Annotated in this window: 19 protein-coding genes and 1 pseudogene; 4 read left to right on the top strand and 16 right to left on the bottom strand. The window is 53.1% G+C overall.

Features of this window, described 5'->3' with window-relative positions:
• From ABLV11_RS18600 to mdh, 7 genes and pseudogenes are all read right to left on the bottom strand, one after another.
• Positions 1-82, bottom strand: a pseudogene (locus ABLV11_RS18600) (oxaloacetate decarboxylase subunit gamma); the annotation flags it as partial.
• A 273-nt stretch (positions 83-355) separates the two neighbouring features.
• Positions 356-973, bottom strand: a complete 618-nt coding sequence (gene ttdB / locus ABLV11_RS18605) for a L(+)-tartrate dehydratase subunit beta (RefSeq protein WP_004106218.1) — start codon at positions 971-973, stop codon at positions 356-358.
• Positions 973-1,872, bottom strand: a complete 900-nt coding sequence (gene ttdA / locus ABLV11_RS18610) for a L(+)-tartrate dehydratase subunit alpha (protein WP_004106220.1) — start codon at positions 1,870-1,872, stop codon at positions 973-975. Before ttdA ends, ttdB begins: the two co-directional genes overlap by 1 nt.
• Before the next feature lie 32 nt (positions 1,873-1,904).
• Positions 1,905-3,173 carry an SLC13 family permease gene (locus tag ABLV11_RS18615; RefSeq protein WP_004106221.1) on the bottom strand — a complete coding sequence of 423 codons (1,269 nt, stop codon included), beginning with the start codon at positions 3,171-3,173 and terminating at the stop codon, positions 1,905-1,907.
• 211 nt (positions 3,174-3,384) lie between these two features.
• Complete coding sequence (locus ABLV11_RS18620) at positions 3,385-4,050, bottom strand: GntR family transcriptional regulator (protein ID WP_032729209.1); 666 nt, start codon at positions 4,048-4,050, stop codon at positions 3,385-3,387.
• On the bottom strand, positions 4,022-4,666 hold the full coding sequence (locus tag ABLV11_RS18625) for a GntR family transcriptional regulator (RefSeq protein ID WP_004106223.1): 645 nt from the start codon (positions 4,664-4,666) through the stop codon (positions 4,022-4,024). Before ABLV11_RS18625 ends, ABLV11_RS18620 begins: the two co-directional genes overlap by 29 nt.
• A 132-nt stretch (positions 4,667-4,798) precedes the next feature.
• Complete coding sequence (mdh, locus tag ABLV11_RS18630; RefSeq protein ID WP_004106224.1) at positions 4,799-5,737, bottom strand: malate dehydrogenase; 939 nt, start codon at positions 5,735-5,737, stop codon at positions 4,799-4,801.
• Positions 5,738-6,148: 411 nt separating this feature from the next.
• Here mdh and argR point away from each other — a divergent pair, with 411 nt between their 5' ends.
• The 3 genes from argR to yhcN-B all read left to right on the top strand — a co-directional run bounded on the left by argR (position 6,149) and on the right by yhcN-B (position 7,606).
• Positions 6,149-6,619 (top strand): transcriptional regulator ArgR, encoded by a 471-nt coding sequence (gene argR / locus ABLV11_RS18635; protein ID WP_004106225.1) that lies wholly within the window; start codon positions 6,149-6,151, stop codon positions 6,617-6,619.
• Positions 6,620-6,973: 354 nt separating this feature from the next.
• The gene (gene yhcN / locus ABLV11_RS18640; RefSeq protein WP_004106226.1) at positions 6,974-7,237 is read left to right on the top strand and encodes a peroxide/acid stress response protein YhcN; all 264 of its coding nucleotides are present in this window, start codon (positions 6,974-6,976) and stop codon (positions 7,235-7,237) included.
• Positions 7,238-7,339: 102 nt separating this feature from the next.
• Positions 7,340-7,606, top strand: a complete 267-nt coding sequence (gene yhcN-B, locus ABLV11_RS18645) for a DUF1471 family stress response protein YhcN-B (RefSeq protein WP_004106229.1) — start codon at positions 7,340-7,342, stop codon at positions 7,604-7,606.
• A 50-nt stretch (positions 7,607-7,656) separates the two neighbouring features.
• On the opposite strand, the gene ABLV11_RS18650 is transcribed toward yhcN-B, so the two are convergent.
• The 4 genes from ABLV11_RS18650 to aaeX form a co-directional block, all read right to left on the bottom strand.
• Positions 7,657-7,935, bottom strand: coding sequence for a barstar family protein (locus ABLV11_RS18650; RefSeq protein ID WP_023321690.1), 279 nt, complete (start codon positions 7,933-7,935; stop codon positions 7,657-7,659).
• Positions 7,936-8,074: 139 nt separating this feature from the next.
• Positions 8,075-10,042 carry a p-hydroxybenzoic acid efflux pump subunit AaeB gene (gene aaeB, locus ABLV11_RS18655; RefSeq protein WP_004106233.1) on the bottom strand — a complete coding sequence of 656 codons (1,968 nt, stop codon included), beginning with the start codon at positions 10,040-10,042 and terminating at the stop codon, positions 8,075-8,077.
• Positions 10,043-10,047: 5 nt separating this feature from the next.
• A complete protein-coding gene (gene aaeA / locus ABLV11_RS18660; protein WP_049591501.1) occupies positions 10,048-10,980 on the bottom strand; it encodes a p-hydroxybenzoic acid efflux pump subunit AaeA in 933 nt (310 codons plus the stop codon).
• A gap of 7 nt (positions 10,981-10,987) precedes the next feature.
• The gene (aaeX, locus tag ABLV11_RS18665; protein ID WP_016808195.1) at positions 10,988-11,191 is read right to left on the bottom strand and encodes a p-hydroxybenzoic acid efflux pump operon protein AaeX; all 204 of its coding nucleotides are present in this window, start codon (positions 11,189-11,191) and stop codon (positions 10,988-10,990) included.
• A 131-nt stretch (positions 11,192-11,322) separates the two neighbouring features.
• Between aaeX and aaeR the strand changes: the two genes are divergently transcribed.
• Complete coding sequence (gene aaeR / locus ABLV11_RS18670) at positions 11,323-12,252, top strand: HTH-type transcriptional activator AaeR (protein ID WP_004106239.1); 930 nt, start codon at positions 11,323-11,325, stop codon at positions 12,250-12,252.
• On the opposite strand, the gene fucR is transcribed toward aaeR, so the two are convergent.
• The 5 genes from fucR to ABLV11_RS18695 all read right to left on the bottom strand — a co-directional run bounded on the left by fucR (position 12,249) and on the right by ABLV11_RS18695 (position 20,517).
• Positions 12,249-12,995, bottom strand: a complete 747-nt coding sequence (gene fucR, locus ABLV11_RS18675; RefSeq protein WP_049591500.1) for an L-fucose operon activator — start codon at positions 12,993-12,995, stop codon at positions 12,249-12,251. The genes aaeR and fucR overlap by 4 nt on opposite strands.
• Positions 12,996-13,053: 58 nt before the next feature.
• The gene (tldD, locus tag ABLV11_RS18680; RefSeq protein WP_016808194.1) at positions 13,054-14,499 is read right to left on the bottom strand and encodes a metalloprotease TldD; all 1,446 of its coding nucleotides are present in this window, start codon (positions 14,497-14,499) and stop codon (positions 13,054-13,056) included.
• Between the two features lie 88 nt (positions 14,500-14,587).
• Positions 14,588-18,385 (bottom strand): AsmA2 domain-containing protein YhdP, encoded by a 3,798-nt coding sequence (yhdP, locus tag ABLV11_RS18685; RefSeq protein WP_224330380.1) that lies wholly within the window; start codon positions 18,383-18,385, stop codon positions 14,588-14,590.
• A 78-nt stretch (positions 18,386-18,463) separates the two neighbouring features.
• The gene (gene rng / locus ABLV11_RS18690) at positions 18,464-19,933 is read right to left on the bottom strand and encodes a ribonuclease G (protein ID WP_004106246.1); all 1,470 of its coding nucleotides are present in this window, start codon (positions 19,931-19,933) and stop codon (positions 18,464-18,466) included.
• A 2-nt stretch (positions 19,934-19,935) separates the two neighbouring features.
• Entirely contained in the window at positions 19,936-20,517 is a 582-nt protein-coding gene (locus tag ABLV11_RS18695) for a nucleoside triphosphate pyrophosphatase (RefSeq protein ID WP_126489603.1), read from the bottom strand.
• Positions 20,518-20,524 lie beyond the last annotated feature (7 nt).

Raw genomic sequence — 20,524 nt, forward strand, 5'->3', positions numbered from 1 at the left:
GAAACAGAAACGCCAGCACGAACCCCATGCCGAGGAACATCAGGGTGAAGCCTTCGCCTAATAGCAGTGCTGCATCAGTCATAGAATAGCCTTCGAGCAGGAGGCACGATAATGATGTTATTTATCCCCGTCGTCTTTCAAGTTGCTTCTTTGTTGGCCAGGTTCATTCACCCCAGTCACTTACTTGAGTAAGCTCCTGGGATTCTCTCTTGCCGCCTCAAAGCAACTCAAAATCCATGGGGTATATAACGAAAATAATAAGGGTGGATTTCCCTGAACCGCCCCGGTCAGAGCCCCTGTTTATTACCGTCATAAACATAACGCCATCATTATCGTGCGAATGATATAAATCAGATTATTTGATGAAACTTACGTTCTGGCATATTTCATCAGCGACAATCTCTTTACGCTGATTGAAAATAACTTTGTTCTGTTCAAACAGGTTATTACCATGCGTATCAATAGAAACAATTAACGGGCCAAACTCTTTCACCCGGCATACCCACAGCGTTTCCGGCATTCCCAGATCGCGCCACTGCGCATCTTCAATCTCTTCCACGCATACTGCCGCCACTACCGCACAGCCTGCCGGGAATACGCAGTGCAGCGCTTTATGCTCCGCACAGCCCTCTTCGGTGCCTTTCCCCATTCCGCCTTTACCAACGATTAATTTCACACCCGTTTTGGCAATGAATTCTTTTTCGAATTTTTCCATGCGCATACTGGTGGTTGGACCAACGGAGACCATTTCAAACTTATCGTCTTCGCCTTTAATTGGGCGGACGATTGGACCAGCGTGCAAAATAGCGCCACCGTTAACGTCTACGGGTAATTCCCGGCCACCTTCAATTAAGCGACGGTGCGCCACATCGCGACAGGTAACAATATGGCCATTGAGGTAAATAATATCGCCAGCTTTAATATCGGCTAAATCTTCATCTTTAATTGGCGTGGTAAGAATTTTTTTAGTCATCAGAAATTCACTCCGCTGTGAGACGTAATGGTGTAGTTCAAGTCTTTATCAAAAACGATATGCCCTTTACGGTGCGACCAGCAGCCGACGTTCACCGCCACTCCGATGGTGGATGGATGGCGCGCGGTGTTTTCAATATTCACGCCCATAACGGAAGTATTACCGGACATGCCCTGCGGCCCGAGGCCAATTTTATTGATGCCGTCTTCAAGCATTTTTTCCAGCGAAGCCGCACGCTCATTCTCATTATGCGAACCAATCGGACGCATCAGCGCTTTTTTCGACAGCAGCGCCGCCGTTTCAACGGAAGTCGCCACGCCCACGCCCACCAGCAGCGGCGGACACGCGTTCAGGCCATAGCTGGTCATCACATCGAGGACAAAGCGAGTGACGCCTTCATAACCCGCGCCCGGCATCAGCACCATCGCTTTCCCCGGCAGGGAGCAGCCGCCGCCCGCCATATAGGTATAAATGCTGCACTGGTCGGAATCCGGGACAATCTCCCAGAATACCGTCGGCGTCCCTTTACCCACGTTTTTGCCGGTATTGTATTCATCAAAAGTTTCGACGCTGTTATGGCGCAGCGGAGAATCGACGGTCGCTTTGATCACCGCTTCACGCAGCAGCGCTTCCAGTTCGCCGATCAGCGGGAAGTTCGCCCCGCACTCCACCAGAAACTGAATCACCCCGGTATCCTGGCAGGAAGGACGATCGAGCTCTTTCGCCAGGCGCTGGTTCTCAATCATGGTCGTAAAGATGACGTCGGCCAGTTTACTGGTCTCTTTTTTATGCAAATCTTCCAGTTTTGCAGTGACGTCATCGGGCAAGACTTTGCCGGTGTATCCCACAAACTTGGCCATAATATTGGTCATATGGGATATCTGTTCACTTTTGCTCATAAATGCTCCTTAGTCAGAACAGCTTCCGTGAGTTACGGATGAAACGGGAAAAGGATTGGCAGCAGAATCAGGCTGACAATAGTGGAAACGATAATCAGAGGGATGCCGGATTTGGCATAGTCGACAAACTTATATCCACCCGCCGACAGCACCATCATGTTGGCAGGCATACCGATTGGGGTGGCATAGGCGCAGGAACTGCCAATCACCGTGGCCATCAGCACGGCGCGCGGATCGGCCCCCATACCGGCAGCAATCGACAGGCTCACCGGTACCAAAAGCGCAACGGTCGCAGTATTGGACATAAAGTTGGTCATAACGACGGATAGTGCGAAAACCACCACCAGCAGCATGAATGGCGAAGAGTTGTTCCCCAGCATGCCGATAACCTGATCGGCAACCAGCTTTCCGGCACCGGTCATTTCCAGCGCTTTTGCTAACGCCAGGGTGCCGCCGAAGATAAAAATAGTTTGTGAATCAATGGCTTTATAGGCCTGCTTTTCGCTCAGCACCCCGGTGACTACCAGCACCAGCGCGCCAATACAGCCCGCTACCGCCAGGCTAATACCGGTCTGTTTTTCGAAAATCATGCCCAGGATCGTGGCAATCAAAACGACCAGCGACAGGATCTGCTTCCAGCGCGGAACGTGGCTGTAATCGCGCTGTTCACCGATGCTGCCGACTTCGCTGCTATTCGGGTTATTGGGCAGAAACTTATAGCCAATCGTCAGGAAATAAATGATGCCGCAAACCAGCATCGGTAGACCCACTTTGGCATATTCAAAAAATCCGAAACCGCTGCCGATATTCTGCAACGCCGATTGTGCAATCAGATTGCCCGGCGCGCCGATCAGCGACAGGTTGCCGCCAAGCGCTGCGGCAAAAACCAGCGGCATCAGCAGACGAGAACGGGTAAAGCCGGATTTCGCCGCCACGCCGATGACGACGGGGATCAATACTGCGGCAGTACCGGTATTTGAAAGAAAGCCGGACATCACGCCGACCACCACCATAATCGTGAAAATCAGCTGCTTTTCAGTTTTGGCGAAGTGCGTAATCACGCCGCCAACTTTATTCGCCATCCCGGTTTCAAATAGCGCGCCGCCGACGATGAACATAGCGACGAAAAGAATAACGTTGGTGTCGATAAAGCCGGCAAAAGCCTGTTTGAGGTCAAGTACGCCGGTGAGAACCAGCGCTACGCAAACCACCATCGAAGTGACCGCAAGGGGAATTTTCTCCCACACGAACATGGCGATAGCAAACACCAGCAAACATAGAGTAATGGTAATCGGTTCCATATTTATAATTGTCCCATCAATGATATATGATATTGTATCCAATATTGACGAGAGGGAAATTATTACCATGCAAAGAGTAAGTCAATGCGTTTTTCAGGAAAGCGTCAGGAGTGCGATCTTTATCAAAATATCGCGAAAGCAGTCACTTAGCGTAATTAATTGAGCAGATAAATAAGTAAGACGCCTGTAGCGATCGTACAGGCGGGGGGCGTCAAGCGCCGGGATCGTCAACGTAGCGCGTCAGCATATTCTCCATCGAACGGATAATATGTTCCCGCATTCGCAGGCGCGCCAGCTCTTCATCATGCTGCTCCAGGGCCTGTAAAATGCCCTTGTGCTCGCGTATCGAAATGGAAGCGTACTCTTCCTCAGTGACCTTATGTCCCATCGACAGCCCGTTCCACATATTGCTGAGCAAGAGCTTCATTTTAGCATTTCCGGCCGCATTCCATATCTCCATATGAAAGGCCTGATTCATGTCGGAATATTCAGCCGAGTTATTTTCGGCCAGCGCTTTTTCTGCCGAGTAGTGCACTTCGGCAATTCGCGAAATGTCCGTCCCGGAACGAGAGGCTTTAGCGACCGCTTCACTCTCCAGCAGCGCGCGAATCTCATAATGCTCGCGAATCGTTTGTTCGTTAATCCCCAGCACGACCGCCCCTTTATTGGGCCGGACTTTAATCAGCCCATCCGCGGCCAGGATCTGAAATGCTTCACGCACGGGCATACTGGAGACGCCGACCATGCTGGCGATCCCTTCAAGGGTAATTTCTTGCCCTTCAACTAAATCGCGCGACAGTATAGCTTTACGTAATACTGCCGCGACCTGCTCTTTCGCTGAAAGAAGCTTAATTTTCCCTAATCGAGGCTTCTGCACTTTCCCAATCCTTCATGTGTTGACGCATTATTTCTGCCAGAGAGAGGAAATAACGCTGCGTTTCCTGCGCGATCTCATCACCATCGCCCCGACGGATAGCGTCCATCAGAGAGCTGAGTATCTGCGCCGACTCCTGATTATCCTCTTTCAGATACAGAATGACATAGCTGATATAGCCATCCAAAAACTGCTGATAAATCTTTTGCAGATAGCGGTTATCAATATATGAAATTAGCGTCTGGTGGAACGCCAACTCCCGCGACCGCTCACCCGGATGCGCCAGCGCGCGCGCGCGCGCAGCGAGCGATTCGCCTGCCGCCGCGGGCACCAATAAAAAAAGCTCCGTGGCCATCACCGCAATTGCCCGAAAAATGTGGCTGACATGGTCAGGCTCCAGTTTCGCGACCTGCATATGGCGGTTTGGCAAGCGCACCAGAAACCCTTCCTGCTCAAGGGCCTGTAGCGCTTCCCGAACCGGCATACGAGAGAGCCCCAGCTGTTCCGCAATACTTTCCTGCGCAAGCTCCTCTCCGGGTTTCATCCCACCGGAAAGGATCTCATAACGGATCATCTGAGTAATGTGGTCCCTGGTCTGCTTTCTTTCAATTTTTTTCACGATGTCCTCATTTGTAGCCGCTTAAGACGCGGGGGAGTTTAGCAGATTTACCAGGCGGGTGAGTCATTCAGAGGCAGGAGAAAACCATAAAAAAGCCGGAACCCAGGTCCCGGCTTCTCTTTTTATGCCAGATTATTTATTCACAAAATCTTCGCCAAGGGCGATATCTTTCTGCAACGTATCCAGCATCCCTTCAAGCGCCTGTTGCTCAAACGCACTGAGTTTGCCAATAGGCTGACGCTGCTCTACGCCATTTTTCCCCAGCAGTAGCGGCTGAGAGAAGAAACGGGCATATTGACCATCACCTTCCACGTAGGCGCATTCCACCACCCCTTTCTCTCCCTGCATGGCGCGAACTAAAGAGAGACCAAATCGGGCTGCGGCCTGACCCATCGACAGGGTTGCTGAGCCGCCGCCAGCTTTGGCTTCAACGACTTCAGTACCGGCGTTTTGAATACGTTTAGTCAGATCCGCCACTTCCTGCTCGCTGAAGCTCACGCCTGGAATTTGTGATAATAAAGGAAGAATAGTTACGCCTGAGTGGCCGCCGATTACCGGAACCTCAACATCGGATGAAGATTTGCCTTTCAGTTCCGCCACAAAGGTATTCGAGCGGATAATATCCAGCGTGGTTACGCCAAACAGCTTGTTCTTGTCGTAAACGCCGGCTTTTTTCAGCACTTCTGCGGCAATCGCCACGGTGGTATTCACCGGGTTGGTGATAATCCCGACGCAGGCCTGCGGGCAGGTTTTAGCAATTTGCTGAACCAGATTTTTCACAATACCGGCGTTAACGTTAAATAAATCGGAGCGATCCATACCGGGCTTACGCGCTACGCCCGCGGATATCAGCACCACATCCGCGCCTTCGAGTGCAGGGGTGGCGTCTTCGCCGGAAAAACCTTTGATTTTTACATCGGTAGGGATATGGCTAAGATCAACCGCCACGCCCGGAGTTACCGGAGCGATGTCGTACAACGAGAGTTCTGAACCTGAAGGCAGTTGGGTCTTAAGTAGTAGGGCAAGCGCCTGGCCAATTCCACCAGCGGCGCCGAGGACTGCAACTTTCATCCTAAACTCCTTATTATGGTTAAAATAATCTTTCGTTACTCCGTCGCCTGGACCTTAATTCACAAGATGAACAATTACAATAAGTATGGCTGAAGAATGCGTGGTCGTGCGCAGCGATGCAGCAGCTTCGCATTTTCCTCCCTGAGACTGACCATCCAGCAAAGTAGTACCGGATCGACTATTGGTTACAATACACCCAGCGTATTGAGCAGAACAACATCATTTAATAACATTTCATTTACTTTTGTAGCAACTCACACGCCGTGACGAAGGCATGTTCCTTATTAGAGTTTTTTGCTAAAATATGCGCCCTTCATAACATTATTTACGCTTCTCCCCTGTGGATTATTTGCATAAAAATGCATTGTTATGCATAATGATGTTGTTTTTACCACCATAATTGGGTGACTTATGCGAAGTTCGGCAAAACAAGAAGAACTGGTTAAAGCGTTTAAAGCGCTGCTTAAAGAAGAAAAATTCAGCTCTCAAGGTGAAATCGTCCAGGCACTACAGGAAGAAGGCTTCGATAATATCAACCAATCGAAAGTCTCACGTATGCTCACCAAATTTGGCGCTGTACGCACGCGCAACGCCAAAATGGAAATGGTTTACTGCCTGCCCGCCGAGCTTGGCGTCCCGACGACCTCCAGCCCGCTGAAAAATCTGGTGCTGGATATCGATTATAACGATTCAGTCGTGGTCATTCACACCAGCCCTGGCGCGGCACAGCTTATCGCCCGGCTTCTCGACTCGCTTGGCAAGGCTGAAGGCATCCTCGGGAGTATTGCTGGTGATGACACCATCTTTACCACCCCCGCCAGAGGTTTTACCGTTAAAGAGCTGCATGACGCCATTCTTGTTCTGTTTGAGCAAGAACTCTGATCCCCTCCCCTCAGGTTAACGCCAGAGGGGAACCCTTCAAAAAATTATCATTCCTTTAACATTTTGTGTGTTTTTCCGCTTCTATACATTCATTTACTTGATGAAATTAACGTAAGCGCACAAAAGATCAAATTATCCTATCTTCATGATTTAAAAAGCTATAAAAGCAATCCATGTCGAAAAAATGACATTTCTAATACTTATACGTTATAAAAACGACGTTTCTTTGTAATTATTTACACGAACAACAATTAGCAAGGTATTAATATTTTCAGTTATTAGTGTATACTTGATTTTGTGATGAGGGTCACGAAACAAAAGACCCCAACAAAAAGATTCGACGAGGTGAACATCATGAAAATCAAAACCACTGTAGCAGCATTGAGCATCCTTTCCGTTCTGTCCTTTGGCGCCTTTGCCGCTGACTCTATCAACAGCGAACAGGCTCAGGGCCGTCAGGCAATCGGCACCGTTTCCGTCGGCGCGGTAAGTTCTTCCCCGATGGATATGCATGAAATGCTGAACAAAAAAGCGCAGGAAGAAGGTGCTTCTTCTTATCGCATTATTGAAGCACGTACCGGTGACCACTGGCACGCAACGGCTGAACTGTATAAATAAGATTTAACGATTGTCGGTCATTAACTAAACAGAATCTCTTCAGCGGCCTCAAGTTGATTACAACTTTCCGCCGCTGAAAATATGAAGGTTGGAGAAAAGATTATGAAAAGCGCAATTATTATCGCATCCCTGGGTCTGGCTTCCGTTCTCTCTTTCGGTGCAAACGCCGCCGTTAACCAAGTGAACGCAGAACAGGCGCAAAATCTACAGTCCATGGGCACCGTTTCCGTTTCTCAGGTAGGCAGCGCACCGATGGATATGCGTCAGGAGCTGGCGGCTAAAGCTGAAAAAGAAGGCGCCAGCAGCTACCGCATCATTGAAGCCCGTACCGGCGATAACTGGCACGCTACGGCTGAACTGTACAAATAAACCCTCGTCGTCTTATCCGACGACTTGCCCCCGCTCTGTCGGGGGCTTTTTTATGAATGCCGCACATTAAAACGAAGCTCTCCTTCCAGCTCCTCTTCCGCCTCATCAAAAAGCAGAATTAATGCGCCGAATCGGCGTCGCTGATTATCGCTTAAATGAATAAATTCAATCTCCAGCGGTAGCGGCAGCAGCCCGGCGGTCACCGCATCCCATAGTGAATCAAGGTTGTTCACTTTCTCACGCTCTAAGTGAAAAGTACGTGAAAACTCGCGATAAAAATCCTGCTGCTCAGCTATTTCGTCAAAATCAAAGGTATAGGTAGTCGTCATTGCCTGCATCCTGTCCACACCTGCAGCTCGTCTTAGCCCGATATTCCGGCGTATCGTCCCACTCTGCTGGAGGAATTCGTTTTCTGACGATTAAGTATAGCGATAAAAAAACCGACGCTTCAGGCGTCGGTTATGGATGCTAGCTGTTGGTGAGTACGTGCTGATACTTATGCAGCATATCCACCAGCCTTCGTACCGGCTCGGTCACCTGGGAAGAGGCTTCCCAGTGCTGTAATTTTTGCTGATAGATATCCAGTTCATCAAGCAAACGGGCAAAATAGTAGCGACGCTTATCATCGCTCTTAGCGGAAATGACGCGATCCGCCGTGCGACGCAGCTGCCGGTGAAAGGCGGACAGATCGTCGTTTATCGGTACCGGTGCATCGCGCAGGCGCTGATGGGCAATAATCAGGGTTAATGCCAGACGAAAGCGCGCGATGTCGCCAGGAAACTTATTCAGCAATAAAAAAAGCTGACGATACAGAGCGGGCAAATGGTTCTCTTTACGTCGCGCCGTATTGGTGGTCAACGATGATACCGCTGCCGAGACAAACTGGTTAAGCAGCACGCGTCCGGTGCGAGCCTGGGAGTTATCACGCACCAGCAGGATCACCATCAGCGCGAGGAAGCATCCTACGATCTGACCTAAGGCGCTATCAAGAAACTGGTTGAATTCAAACTTCATCGGGTTGTCGAGCACCAGGATATTAATCGTACTGGCCAGCGCGCCCAACGACCCCAGGCGCCGCTTCTGTACCTCGATGCCGATAAAAAATGCCATCACCGCAAGGCTAATGCACAGCAGCAGCATACTTTGCTGCGTCGCAGGCATAATCACCAGGAAAAACAGCGCGCCCAGAGGTAAAGCCGCCAGCGTGCCATAAAGGAAATCAATAGCCACCATCCGCGGATTTGGCAAACGCATCGCTAAGGCCGTAACAACCGCAATCATCACCATCGCCCCGCTTCCCGAGGTCCAGCCGGTCCATAGCCAGAACAACGTACCGAGGATACAAGAGATAGAAGTTCGCCAAAAGTTCACCATCGCATGATGGCGCTCGGCGGATTCCGCCTTCACCACCACTTCGCCCTGCAGTACTTCCTCTTCAATACGGCTGATTTTGGTATTGCCGACCACGCCCCGCTTCAAAAGCAGATAGCGCGTTGCAGCACCTACCCAGCTGTAGATCGTCACCGGCGTATTATGCTCCCCCTTCCAGGTCAAAAAGCGGCGCATACGTTTTAGCTGACGGTGCACGTCCTGCACGGTCTCAACCGGTTCAGCAAAGAGCTCCCGATAATCATCCGTCACTATCTCAGGCCGGGTATTCTGAATCAGAAAGGTTTCACAGGCCTGAGTAATCAGGGTCAAAGAGAGGGTGTTGATCGCCTTCAGGCGTTGATTCACTTTAGCCCAACGCGAAGACTCCATGATCAGGTTGGCGCGCATCCCCTCCAGCCCGTTGGTACGGCGGACCAGGGCGCTCCAGGCCTTATCGACCTCATCTTTATCGCCATGGGCCACGCAAAGCTGCATCAGGCGATATTGATCGATCAGCAGGTTATCCAGCTCAAGATCGATCTCTTTTTTTATCGATCGCGGAGAAAACAGCAGATCGGCCACAATGGCGCTGACGATACCAATGACAATCTCACTGCATCGTTCGACGGCGAACTGCGGCGCCAGCATCGGCTCTTCGTGAATAGTGATAATAATGATGAGCGCGGTATAACCCGCCAGACCCCACGCATAGGAGTTCTCAACCCGCACCAGCGAGGAGATCCAGGTACAGAAGCCCGCCCACAGGCAGCAGACCAGTACCATCAACAGCGGGGCGCGGATCATCAGGATGATAATCGCCAGTGCGGCGATACAGCCGATAAAGGTGCCGACGATACGCAGCATCCCGCGATAGCGAATGGCGCCGGAGTAAGGCTCCCCGCCTGCGGCAAATGCCGGACCGGCAGCAACGATCGCTGCGGTGAGCACCGCCCAGCGTGGAGTTTCCAGCTGAAAATGAAAACCGACGAATAACGCCAGCACCACCGCGCAGGCTAACTTAACGGCGAAGCGGAGATGCCGGAGTTCGATGGTGAAGATCCCCATGGCGATTAACCGAACTCACGCAGGCGCATCGCCAGTTTCTGGAAGAAGTTTGCCTGACTGGTATCGCGATCCTCTTTACCCGTGATCACCACCGTCGCCGTGGTGCCCGCTGGCCAGAGATTGCCCTGCTGCTGATCAAGGCGAATACGTACCGGTACCCGCTGCGCCAGGCGCACCCACTCAAGATTAGAATCAATAGAGGCCAGCCCTTTTGAATCGCTGCTGCTGCTGGCATTGGTGACGCCAGCAGCGATGCTGTCGACGGTCCCCCTGAGGGTATGTACGCTTCCCAGAGGGGTAATTTCAGCACGAAACCCGGGGCGCACGCCTTCAAGCTTGGTCTCTTCAAGATAGGCCATGACATAGAAGGTATTTTGCTTCACCAGCGCAACCGCGGTGGAACCTCGGGTGATAAACTCGCCGCGGTACACGTTCAGGTTGGTCACCCAGCCATCGGCCGGAGCGCGAATCACCGTCCGTTCAAGGTCAAGCTTCGCCAGATCGCGACTCGCCGTCGCTTTGGCTAATTGATGTTCAACGGTTTGCAGGACGTTATTCGCCTGGTCTATCTCTTCCCGGGACATGGCCTGGACGCCAAGACGGTTACGACGGCCGGCTTCCACGCGCTTCTCCTGCGCCAGAGTCTGGTAATAGGAGACATCGGCTTCGGCCTCTGCTAACGCTTTCTGGTAACGCGGTTGGTCAATGACGAACAAAATCTGGTCTTTCTTAACCAGTTGGTTATCCTTGATATTCACCTGCGAAATCAGGCCGGAAACATCGGGGGCAATGGCCACAATATCCGCACTAAAGCGCGCATCGCGCGTCCAGGGCGATGCGGTGTAGTACACCCATGCGCGAAAAATCGCCATAAATGCAAGGATAACCAGTATCACAGTGATTGCGGTACGGAGGATATTTCTTGTTAGTGTTTTCACATCAACCTCAAACGAACAAACGTGATATCAGATAAAACAAGCAGCAATATAGCGCGGTATTGAACAGGGCCGGGTGCCAGACAAAATCATAGATGCCCGTTGGAACCAGCAGGCGGTGCGCCAGCCAGAAGACGGCGAGCGACAACAGCAACTCAAAGAAGATCGGCGGAAACGACAAGCCGAAAATCACAATGACAGGAAACAGACTCATGATGACCTTGATAAGAAGCGTGCAGGTGATATGCGCAATGCGTTTATTATTTAGCTAACTATATAGTACCGTAACAATTGCAGCCTTATCTACAATGTGTGATCTAAATCACTTTTAAGCCAGAGTGAATAATGGAACGATTAAAACGCATGTCCGTTTTTGCCAGAGTGGTCGAATTAGGGTCATTTACCGCCGCGGCTCGCCAGCTCCAGATGAGCGTTTCTTCCATCAGCCAGACGGTAGCCAAACTGGAAGATGAGCTGCAGGTTAAGCTGCTCAACCGCAGTACGCGTAGCCTTGGCTTAACAGAAGCGGGAAAAATCTACTATCAGGGCTGTCGGCGAATGCTGTTCGAAGTCCAGGATGTCCATGAACAGTTGTACGCGTTTAACAATACGCCCATCGGTACCCTGCGCATCGGCTGTTCTTCAACTATGGCACAGAATGTCCTGGCGCGCATAACGGCGGACATGCTTAAAGAGCACCCCGGACTATCGATAAATCTGGTCACGGGCATCCCCGCTCCGGACCTGATTGCGGACGGTCTGGATGTGGTTATTCGCGTGGGGGCGCTGCAGGATTCCAGCCTCTTTTCCCGCCGCCTGGGTTCGATGCCGATGGTGCTGTGCGCGGCGAAAAGCTATCTCCAGCATGCCGGCTGTCCGGAAAAACCAGCAGATCTCGCCAGCCACTCCTGGCTGGAATACAGCGTCCGGCCGGATAACGAATTTGAAATCATCGCCCCGGAAGGGATCTCAACCAAACTGATCCCTCAGGGCCGATTTGTCACTAACGATCCAATGACGCTGGTCCGCTGGCTGACGGCAGGCGTCGGCGTGGCTTATGTTCCGCTGATGTGGGCGATCGACGAGATCAACCGCGGCGAACTGGAGATCCTGCTGCCGAGCTACCAGTCCGATCCGCGCCCGGTTTACGCGCTGTATACCGAGAAAGATAAGCTGCCTCTGAAAGTACAGGTATGCATTAATTATCTGACGGAGTATTTCGTCGGGGTGGCAAAAATTTATCAGGGCATGCACGGTCGGGGGATTGCCCGCTAGCCGTCCGAATCAGCCAAAGAGGGCATTAACTCATTATCAGGTCCGGCATCGGAAATGATTTGCGTCACTTCGCTGAGATTTCCGATGCGCACCTCGCCGGCACGATGAAATTTACTTTTGTCGATAAGCAATAGCGACTGCGCCGCCCGTTTCAGGAGCAAGGATTTGTACGCGGCATTGTTAACGCTGGAATCCCAGAGTACGCCATCGTTATCGATCCCTTCGCAGGAAAAAATAAACAGATCGATCTCCAGCGATTTGACCTGCGATAACAGCGCGGGGTTAACGTAATAGCCATATTGACGCAGAAGCTGACCACCGGCGCTAATTAACTGGATCCGCTCGCGGCGGCCAAGTTCAACGCAGACCGGGTGGCTATTGGTAAATACCGTCAGGTTAATATCCGGCAGCTGACGCGCCAGAAACCAACAGGTTGAGCTGGCATCCAGCGCGATCGTCATGCCTGCATCAATCCACGCCAGCGCCGTACGCGCAATATCGGATTTATGGGCATAGTGGCTTTTCACGCGACGATGAAAAGGCTTCTCGCAGTGATGATTATCGCGTTGAAGAACTCGCGCCCGCCCGTGACTACGCTGAATGCTCCCCTGCCTCTGTAGCTCACTCAAATCGCGGCGAATGGTCTCAATGCTGACCTGCAGAAGATGGGACAACGCTTCGGTGGTTAAAGTGTGATGCTGATTGAGTAACTCAACTATCTGCTGCTGACGCGCGGCTTTCATCGCGACCCCGCGGAGGTAATTTGCGCTTTCGCGGAATGCGAAAGCGCATGATGAGGGATCAGGCGGTGCCGCCGACGGTGAGTTTATCCACTTTCAGCGTGGGCTGACCGACGCCAACCGGCACGCTCTGGCCCTCTTTACCGCAAACGCCGACGCCGCTATCCAGCTTCAGATCGTTCCCCACCATCGAAATCTGCTGCATCGCTTCAATGCCGGAGCCGATAAGCGTTGCCCCCTTCACCGCTTTGGTCACTTTCCCTTTCTCGATCAGGTAGGCTTCCGAGGTAGAGAAAACGAATTTCCCGGAAGTGATATCTACCTGGCCGCCGCCGAAGTTCGGCGCATAGATACCGTAATCGACCGATGCGATAATTTCCTGCGGCGTGGATTTACCCGCCAGCATGTAGGTGTTGGTCATACGCGGCATAGGCAGATGCGCATAGGATTCGCGGCGACCGTTACCGGTTGGCGCCACGCCCATCAGCCTGGCGTTGAGCTTGTCCTGCATATAACCTTTCAGAATCCCGTTTTCGATCAGCACGTTATACTGCCCAGGCGTACCTTCATCGTCAATGGCGACGGAGCCGCGACGGTTGGCCATGGTGCCGTCATCCACAACGGTACATAGCTCAGAGGCCACCAGTTCCCCCATATGACCGCTGAACACCGAGGTTCCGCGACGGTTAAAATCGCCTTCCAGGCCGTGACCAACGGCTTCATGCAGCAGCACGCCAGGCCAGCCAGCACCCAGAACAACCGGCAACATCCCGGCAGGCGCTGCGACGGCGGTCAGGTTGACCAGCGCCATACGCACGGCTTCTCTCGCCCAAACATCAGCGCGCACTTCTCCCTCCAGCGAGGCCAGGAAATAGTCGTAGCCAAAGCGGCCGCCGCCGCCGCTGGCGCCGCGCTCGCGTTTGCCGTTTTCTTCCACCAGCACGCTGACGGAAAGACGAACCAGCGGACGAACGTCAGCCGCTAGCGTGCCGTCGGTGGCGGCAACAAGAATTAACTCATAGACACCGGTCAGACTGGCGGACACTTCCTGCACGCGTTTATCGGCCGCGCGGGCGGTTTTATCGACCCGGCGCAGAATATCCAGCTTCTCTTCGCGGCTCATGCTCTGCAGCGGGTCAATGCTGGTATAGAGGGAGCTGTACTCCACCGCTCCAAGGGTATGAACTTTACCATCACCGCGATCGCGCACGATGGTGCGTGCCGCCTGCGCGCTCTGTTCCAGCGCCAGCCGGCTAATCTGATCAGCGTACGCAAAGCCGGTTTTTTCCCCGCTCACCGCGCGAACGCCGACGCCCTGGTCGATATTGTACGAACCATCTTTTATGATGCTGTCTTCCAGAACCCAGGACTCGTGATAGCTCGACTGAAAATAGAGATCGCCGTAATCCAGACGACGCTCGGCCAGCTGGCCAAGAATGGTAAACAGATCCTGATGATTCAGGCCGTTTGCCGACAGTAATTGTTCACTTACCAGGTTCAGACTCATCGTTATGCTACTCGTTTGTTGCCGCCTCTCGGGCGGAAATAAAAAACGCTATCTATTGAGAGTGCGGTAATTCCCCGCAATCGTCAAATCATTGCTTTTTGTCGCTCCGCGCCTGGCGCAGCACTTCGCTAATTTGCGGCTGATCGATAGGACCGGTGATGCGATAGCGCAAAATAGAGACCTTATTCCATAGCGGTCCCAGCACCTTACTGGCGGCAAAGACCGCAGCACCGATTATCGGGTTAACGGCAAAGGCCGCCGCAACGCCTACGGTCGCGGAGATTTCCGGCGCGACCACGGCCTGCATATCCAGCTGGCGGCGAACAAGATCCACCGAGCCTTTCATTGCGATATCCGCTTCCAGACCATCGACCAGCGTATCATCGGTATGCAGAACGCCGTCTTTAATCCATGCCGTGCTGCGAATCGAATCGAAGTAGAACCCTTCGCTGAACGTATCGCTAAAGTCGAAGCGCAGCTTGCGCAGCAGCGCATCAACGCTCAGCAGGCGCAGAAGCTGGCCGGCGTGTCCGGTGCTGATATCGGTAAACTCTCCCTTCCCGAGACGGCTTTTAAGAATGCCGTTAAGCGAAGCAACGTCCGGCTGCCACGGCGGCGCGCGCCAGTGTAGATCGTAATCAATATCGAACGACGATCCTTTTACCGGTGTGGACACGCCGAAGAAGTTTACAAAATCATCGGTTTTATTCCCGTGCAGCTTACCTTTTAATGAGGTCCGTACGCCGCTCGGGGCGCTAACCCATACGCCATCGCTCGTCAGACGGCCAAAACCGGTATCCACCAGCCCGTTCGCCAGGGTCAGGGTATCGCCGCTGATCGTAAAATCGCCGTCGATACGACCATATTTTTGCCCCCACAGCCAGCACTCTGCGCAGCGAAGCTGGAGATCGGGCCAGCCGTGGAAATCTACTTTTGTCTCGGTCAGCGGAGCGCTGCTATTTTCCGTCCCGCTGCTTTTCGCCGAAGTTGGGTTGTAATAGAGGTAGCGAATGGCCGCCAGCCACGGGGCATTTTTGCGCATCGTCAGGGTAGCGTTGACTTCACGCCCCTGAGCTTCAATCTTCGTTCCCCCTGCATCGGGCCGGGAGACCAGGCTGACGTTATTCCAGCTCTGACCCGCCATCGTTAACGTCGGCGTACGCAGCGTGACCTGCTGCGGGAAGACAATACTACTGCTGACGTCAGTTGCCGCTCCGCGCTGGAACAGCGCCAGCCACTGCGCGCCATCCATCGGCGGCATATTCAGCTCGACGCCTGACTGCGCAGGCAGCGGAGATACGGCTTTACTGTCAGAAGTTAAAATCGCGCGATCTAGTGTGAGCTTATTGCCCAGCAGCCAGCGGCTATTAATATGATTCTTCGTCCCCACGGAGCCGGTCAAATTAAAGCTGCTTAATCCGCCATCAACCTTAATTTTTACCGGTAAAGGCTCACCGGCCTGCTTATCAACCGGAGCAGGTAAGTGACTACTTACGTTTTTCAGCTCACCGTTAATATCGACGTTATAATTTGCGCTGCCGCGGTACGGAAGCTCAATCGCCACTTTACCGTCCCAGGGCACGCTGCCGCTCAGGCTGTTCTCCAGCGCTTTCGGCAACAGACCGGTACGCGCAGGCTCCCAGTTGGCGTTCATCCCGACGTTAACCAGGAACGCTTTCTCGCCCTCGGTGGTCGAGAAATCAACGTTCAGCGGCTGATTAAACCAGGTCGCGCTCATCGGTTCGCTTTTCAGATCGCCGTTTACAAAGCTGAATTTACCGCTCAGGTTTTGCAGCGTGGTATCGATAGGCTTGATAAACAGACTATTATTCTTCAGCTGGACGTCGCCTTTGGCGGTGGTCATCTCGCCGTCCAGCGGGATGTTCAAATGTAAGCGAGCGCTCACATCCCCATCCAACTGAAGCTCGTCCAACGCCGCGCCCAGCGTCTCTTTCAACGGCGTCTCGTTAAAGTAAGGACCAACCTCTTTACCCGGGCCGTTAACATCGGCATCAATCAGCAGTTTTTCTCGCGAGTAGTCCGGTATCACCGCGTCCAGATTACTGGCCGTCACTTTGCCGAGCATCGCCTTATCGGCCTTCATCCACAGCCCGTCATTGATAAAGTTAAGATCGATATTCAGGCCGGTGAGCGCTGGCCAGTCAGGCTGAAAGGCGAAGGTGGCGTTTTTTAGCGGCACCGAGACCTGAAACTGACCTTCATTGTGCTTGTAAGGGAACAGATGGGGATTACCGCCGTAAGCCAGCGTGGCGTCGGTGGCCTGGCCGCCTTTAATCGCCCCGCTAAGATAATCCACCAGCTCTTTACCCATCAGATTTTCAGGGAAGTAGCGCCATGCCTGACCGCCATCATTGGTACTGATACCGGCCAGAATACCGAGCCAGGGTTCATCACCCTGCGGTTGCAGATAGCGGAAGCCGCCGCGGGCGCGAACGCCGGTAGCCTGCACGTCAATATCGCGACCGTCGAGCATAAAACCTTTGTCGTTCTTTATCCAACTGAGCGTCGCATCGCCTTTAGCGATCTCCAGCGGCGCGCGAAATACCGTCTCATAAGGCATTTTTGCCTGCTTTATGCTGGCATGCAGGATACCGTTCTCCACGCTCCCGGCAATGCTGCCGGAAAAATGCTCCGCGCCGGGCAACAGCTTCCACTGCTTCCAGGACATGTCGCTCCAGTCCGCTTTGAAACGCGTTTTCTCCGCCATCTGGAGCGGAATATCGAGTGCCAGAAGATTGATCTTGCCATCCGGCTGCGTTGTACGCCAGATTTCACCCAGCGACGGCGCCAGTTTATCCGCCATCGGCTGCAGCCCGGTCAGGCCGCTAAGATTAAGGTTGCTGGCGCGTATGCGCAGCTCATCGCTGCGCTGAGCATTTGTTCCGCCGACATCCTGGGCAGGTATCCACGCCATCGCCAGCGCGCCGCGCGGCCAGGGTTTATCATCCATGGAGATACGCGTGTCCGGGATGCGAAAGCCCCAGCTGTGGTTATCGCGATAGATGTGCGCGGTCAGATTATCGACCGACAGATGATGCTTATCTTTATCGCCCTGCCAGCTGGCGCCGCCTTTTTTCAGCCACACATCGCCGCTGGCGACATCGCCTTTGTCGATAGTCATCCAGCCTTCCAGGCTAAACTTCGCGCTCTGTAGGGCGATGTTGTCCTGCATCCAGCGTCCAAGCCAGGGCTTAACGTCGATGTCATCGGCCTGAAGCCAGACGCGCCCCTTATTGAGCAAACCGTCTTCGTCGCGCAGATCCATTCGCACCTGCATCACGCCATGCTGGCCGGTCAGGCTGCTGAGGCTAAGCTGTCCTTCCGCGCGATGGCGATTTTTACCGTTCAGCCAGGTAAGCTGCGGAATCGTAAGTTCTGCCCGCTGACCGGAAATCGTCAGGAAGCTCAGATGACTATCGCGAAGGGTAAAGTGATCGAACTGGCGGAGGAAAAGATCGCTGATGCGGTCAGTTTTCAGACCTTCGCCGCTGTTATTGGTTTGGATCGGCGTGTTGGTATGAACCTGTAGCTGCCAGAAGGTCAGGTCGCGAAACTGCCAGCGCATATGCAGCAGACTTTGCCATACGTCGAGCGCCAGAGTGACGCGTTTGACGGAAAGCTCACCGCCGTCGCTCAGGCCTGCCTTGATATCACGGACATCAAGCGTCGGGCCAAACGTCTGCCAGCTGGCGGTAATTTGTGAGGCATCGACCGGTACGCCGGCCATCGCCGATACTTTTTCCAGCACCTGCGGACGCCAACTGTTCAACTGCGGCAGTACGAGACGCAGACCGCTCACCAGCAGTGCGACGACAACAATCACTGTTGCCGCGGTGAGCAGTAAAATCCCGGGCAGTCGCCTCACGCATCTCTCCTTGTCAGCCTTTTACGCGCCATCCTTTTACCTGCCCCTGTCCTGAAGTGAGCCAGGCAAAACGGATGATTACATCATAACTACATCAAACTGCTCTTGATTATAGAGCGGTTCAATTTGTACTTTGACCTGCTTACCGACAAAGATCTCGACTTCCGCCAGCGCATGCGACTCTTCCCCTTTCAGCGTTTCCGCTACCGCAGGAGAAGCATAGACCAAGAATCGGTCGGAATCGTAGGCGTGGTGTACGCGCACGATTTCACGCATGATTTCGTAGCACACCGTTTCTACCGTTTTCACCGTGCCGCGGCCGTGGCAGGTCGGGCACTCATTGCACAGCACGTGCTCCACACTTTCGCGGGTGCGCTTGCGGGTCATCTCCACCAGCCCAAGCTGAGAGAAGCCGTTTATGCTGGTTTTTACCCGATCCTTGCTCAGCGCCTGTTCCAGCGAATGCAGCACCCGCCGACGGTGATCCTCATTATTCATATCAATGAAATCAATGATGATAATACCGCCAAGATTGCGCAGACGCAGCTGACGGGCAATGGCCTGGGTCGCCTCAATATTGGTATTAAAAATAGTATCGTCAAGATTACGGTGACCGACGAATGCTCCGGTATTGATATCGACGGTAGTCATCGCTTCCGTCTGGTCGATGATCAGATAACCGCCTGATTTCAGTTCAACTTTACGCTCCAGCGCGCGCTGGATTTCGTTTTCCACGTCAAAGAGATCGAAAATCGGCTGGCGGCCGCTGTAGTGCTCCAGCTTGCTGGTCATCTCCGGAATATATTCGGCGGTAAACTCAAGCAGCGATTCGTAGGTCAGACGGGAGTCTACGCGAATACGGTCAAGATGCGCATCGGCGAAATCACGTAGCACGCGCTGCGCCAGGGCCAGTTCACCGTACAGTTGATAACGCGTCTGCTGGCGCTTTTTGCGCTCCATGACTTTTGTCCAGACGCGCTTGAGGTAGGCGGCATCTGCGGCCATCTCCTGCTCATGTACCCCTTCAGCCGCGGTACGAATAATGAAACCGCCCTGTTCGTCACAGTATTCAGACACCACTTTTTTCAGGCGCTCACGTTCCGCTTCGCTTTCAATACGCTGAGAGACGCCGACGTGCGAAGCGCCTGGCATAAAGACCAGATAGCGAGAAGGAATGGTGATATCGGTGGTGAGACGGGCGCCTTTGGTACCCAGCGGGTCTTTCACCACCTGCACCATTAAATCCTGCCCCTGGCGCACCAGTTCGGAAATATCGCGAACGGTGAACTGTTTTTGCTCTTCGCCTGCCACGCATTCGGTGTGCGGCATAATATCGGAAGCGTGCAGAAACGCGGCTTTATCGAGGCCAATATCTACAAAAGCCGCCTGCATTCCCGGCAGCACCCGACTGACACGACCTTTGTAGATATTGCCTACTATTCCGCGTCGCGCTTCACGCTCAATATGAATTTCCTGAAGAATACCGCCATCAATATAAGCGACGCGCGTTTCCGATGGCGTTACGTTAACTAATAATTCAGCAGTCATCTTTATCCCTTTTCTTCACGCAGTGAGTTAAAGTTACTCAGCAACTCATACGTCTCCACCAGCGGTAAGCCCACTACGGCGTGATAGCTGCCATTTATCTTCCTGACAAAACAGCCACCCAACCCCTGAATACCGTATGCACCTGCTTTATCTAAAGGTTCGCCGCTGGCAACATAATCGGCGATATCCTGTACTGAGAGCACACGGAAAGTGACCTCCGTGACCACCAGGCAATCCAACATCTGCTGCTTATCGGCCAGAGCCACGGCGGTCATCACCTGATGGGTTTTCCCGGAAAGCATACGCAGCATTTCGGCGGCGTGGCCGGCATCGCGCGGCTTCTCCAGCACTTCACCATTAAGGATGACAATGGTATCCGCTCCCAGTACGGGGAGATCAAGCGGCGCTAACGCCACTCCAGCCTGAGCCTTCTCACGCGCCAGACGTACAACATACTGCTGCGCGCTCTCCTGGGGACGGCGCTGTTCCTCAATACCGGGAATCACGCGTTCAAAAGAGAGACCGAGCTGAGTCAGCAGTTCCTGCCGACGGGGAGAGCCTGAAGCCAGATACAGAGTCGTCATATCAACC

The sequence above is a fragment of the Klebsiella sp. GW_Kp181 genome, from assembly GCF_040062315.1.
Lineage (GTDB): Bacteria > Pseudomonadota > Gammaproteobacteria > Enterobacterales > Enterobacteriaceae > Klebsiella > Klebsiella oxytoca.

Coding starts and splice junctions, on each gene's coding strand:
- fucR (WP_049591500.1), bottom strand. CDS start 12,995: ATGAAAGCCGCGCGTCAGCAGCAGATAGTTGAGTTACTCAATCAGCAT.
- ABLV11_RS18650 (WP_023321690.1), bottom strand. CDS start 7,935: ATGACGACTACCTATACCTTTGATTTTGACGAAATAGCTGAGCAGCAG.
- ABLV11_RS18615 (WP_004106221.1), bottom strand. CDS start 3,173: ATGGAACCGATTACCATTACTCTATGTTTGCTGGTGTTTGCTATCGCC.
- tldD (WP_016808194.1), bottom strand. CDS start 14,499: ATGAGTCTGAACCTGGTAAGTGAACAATTACTGTCGGCAAACGGCCTG.
- argR (WP_004106225.1), top strand. CDS start 6,149: ATGCGAAGTTCGGCAAAACAAGAAGAACTGGTTAAAGCGTTTAAAGCG.
- ABLV11_RS18695 (WP_126489603.1), bottom strand. CDS start 20,517: ATGACGACTCTGTATCTGGCTTCAGGCTCTCCCCGTCGGCAGGAACTG.
- rng (WP_004106246.1), bottom strand. CDS start 19,933: ATGACTGCTGAATTATTAGTTAACGTAACGCCATCGGAAACGCGCGTC.
- aaeX (WP_016808195.1), bottom strand. CDS start 11,191: ATGAGTCTGTTTCCTGTCATTGTGATTTTCGGCTTGTCGTTTCCGCCG.
- yhcN (WP_004106226.1), top strand. CDS start 6,974: ATGAAAATCAAAACCACTGTAGCAGCATTGAGCATCCTTTCCGTTCTG.
- mdh (WP_004106224.1), bottom strand. CDS start 5,737: ATGAAAGTTGCAGTCCTCGGCGCCGCTGGTGGAATTGGCCAGGCGCTT.
- ttdB (WP_004106218.1), bottom strand. CDS start 973: ATGACTAAAAAAATTCTTACCACGCCAATTAAAGATGAAGATTTAGCC.
- yhcN-B (WP_004106229.1), top strand. CDS start 7,340: ATGAAAAGCGCAATTATTATCGCATCCCTGGGTCTGGCTTCCGTTCTC.
- ttdA (WP_004106220.1), bottom strand. CDS start 1,872: ATGAGCAAAAGTGAACAGATATCCCATATGACCAATATTATGGCCAAG.
- aaeB (WP_004106233.1), bottom strand. CDS start 10,042: ATGGGGATCTTCACCATCGAACTCCGGCATCTCCGCTTCGCCGTTAAG.
- aaeR (WP_004106239.1), top strand. CDS start 11,323: ATGGAACGATTAAAACGCATGTCCGTTTTTGCCAGAGTGGTCGAATTA.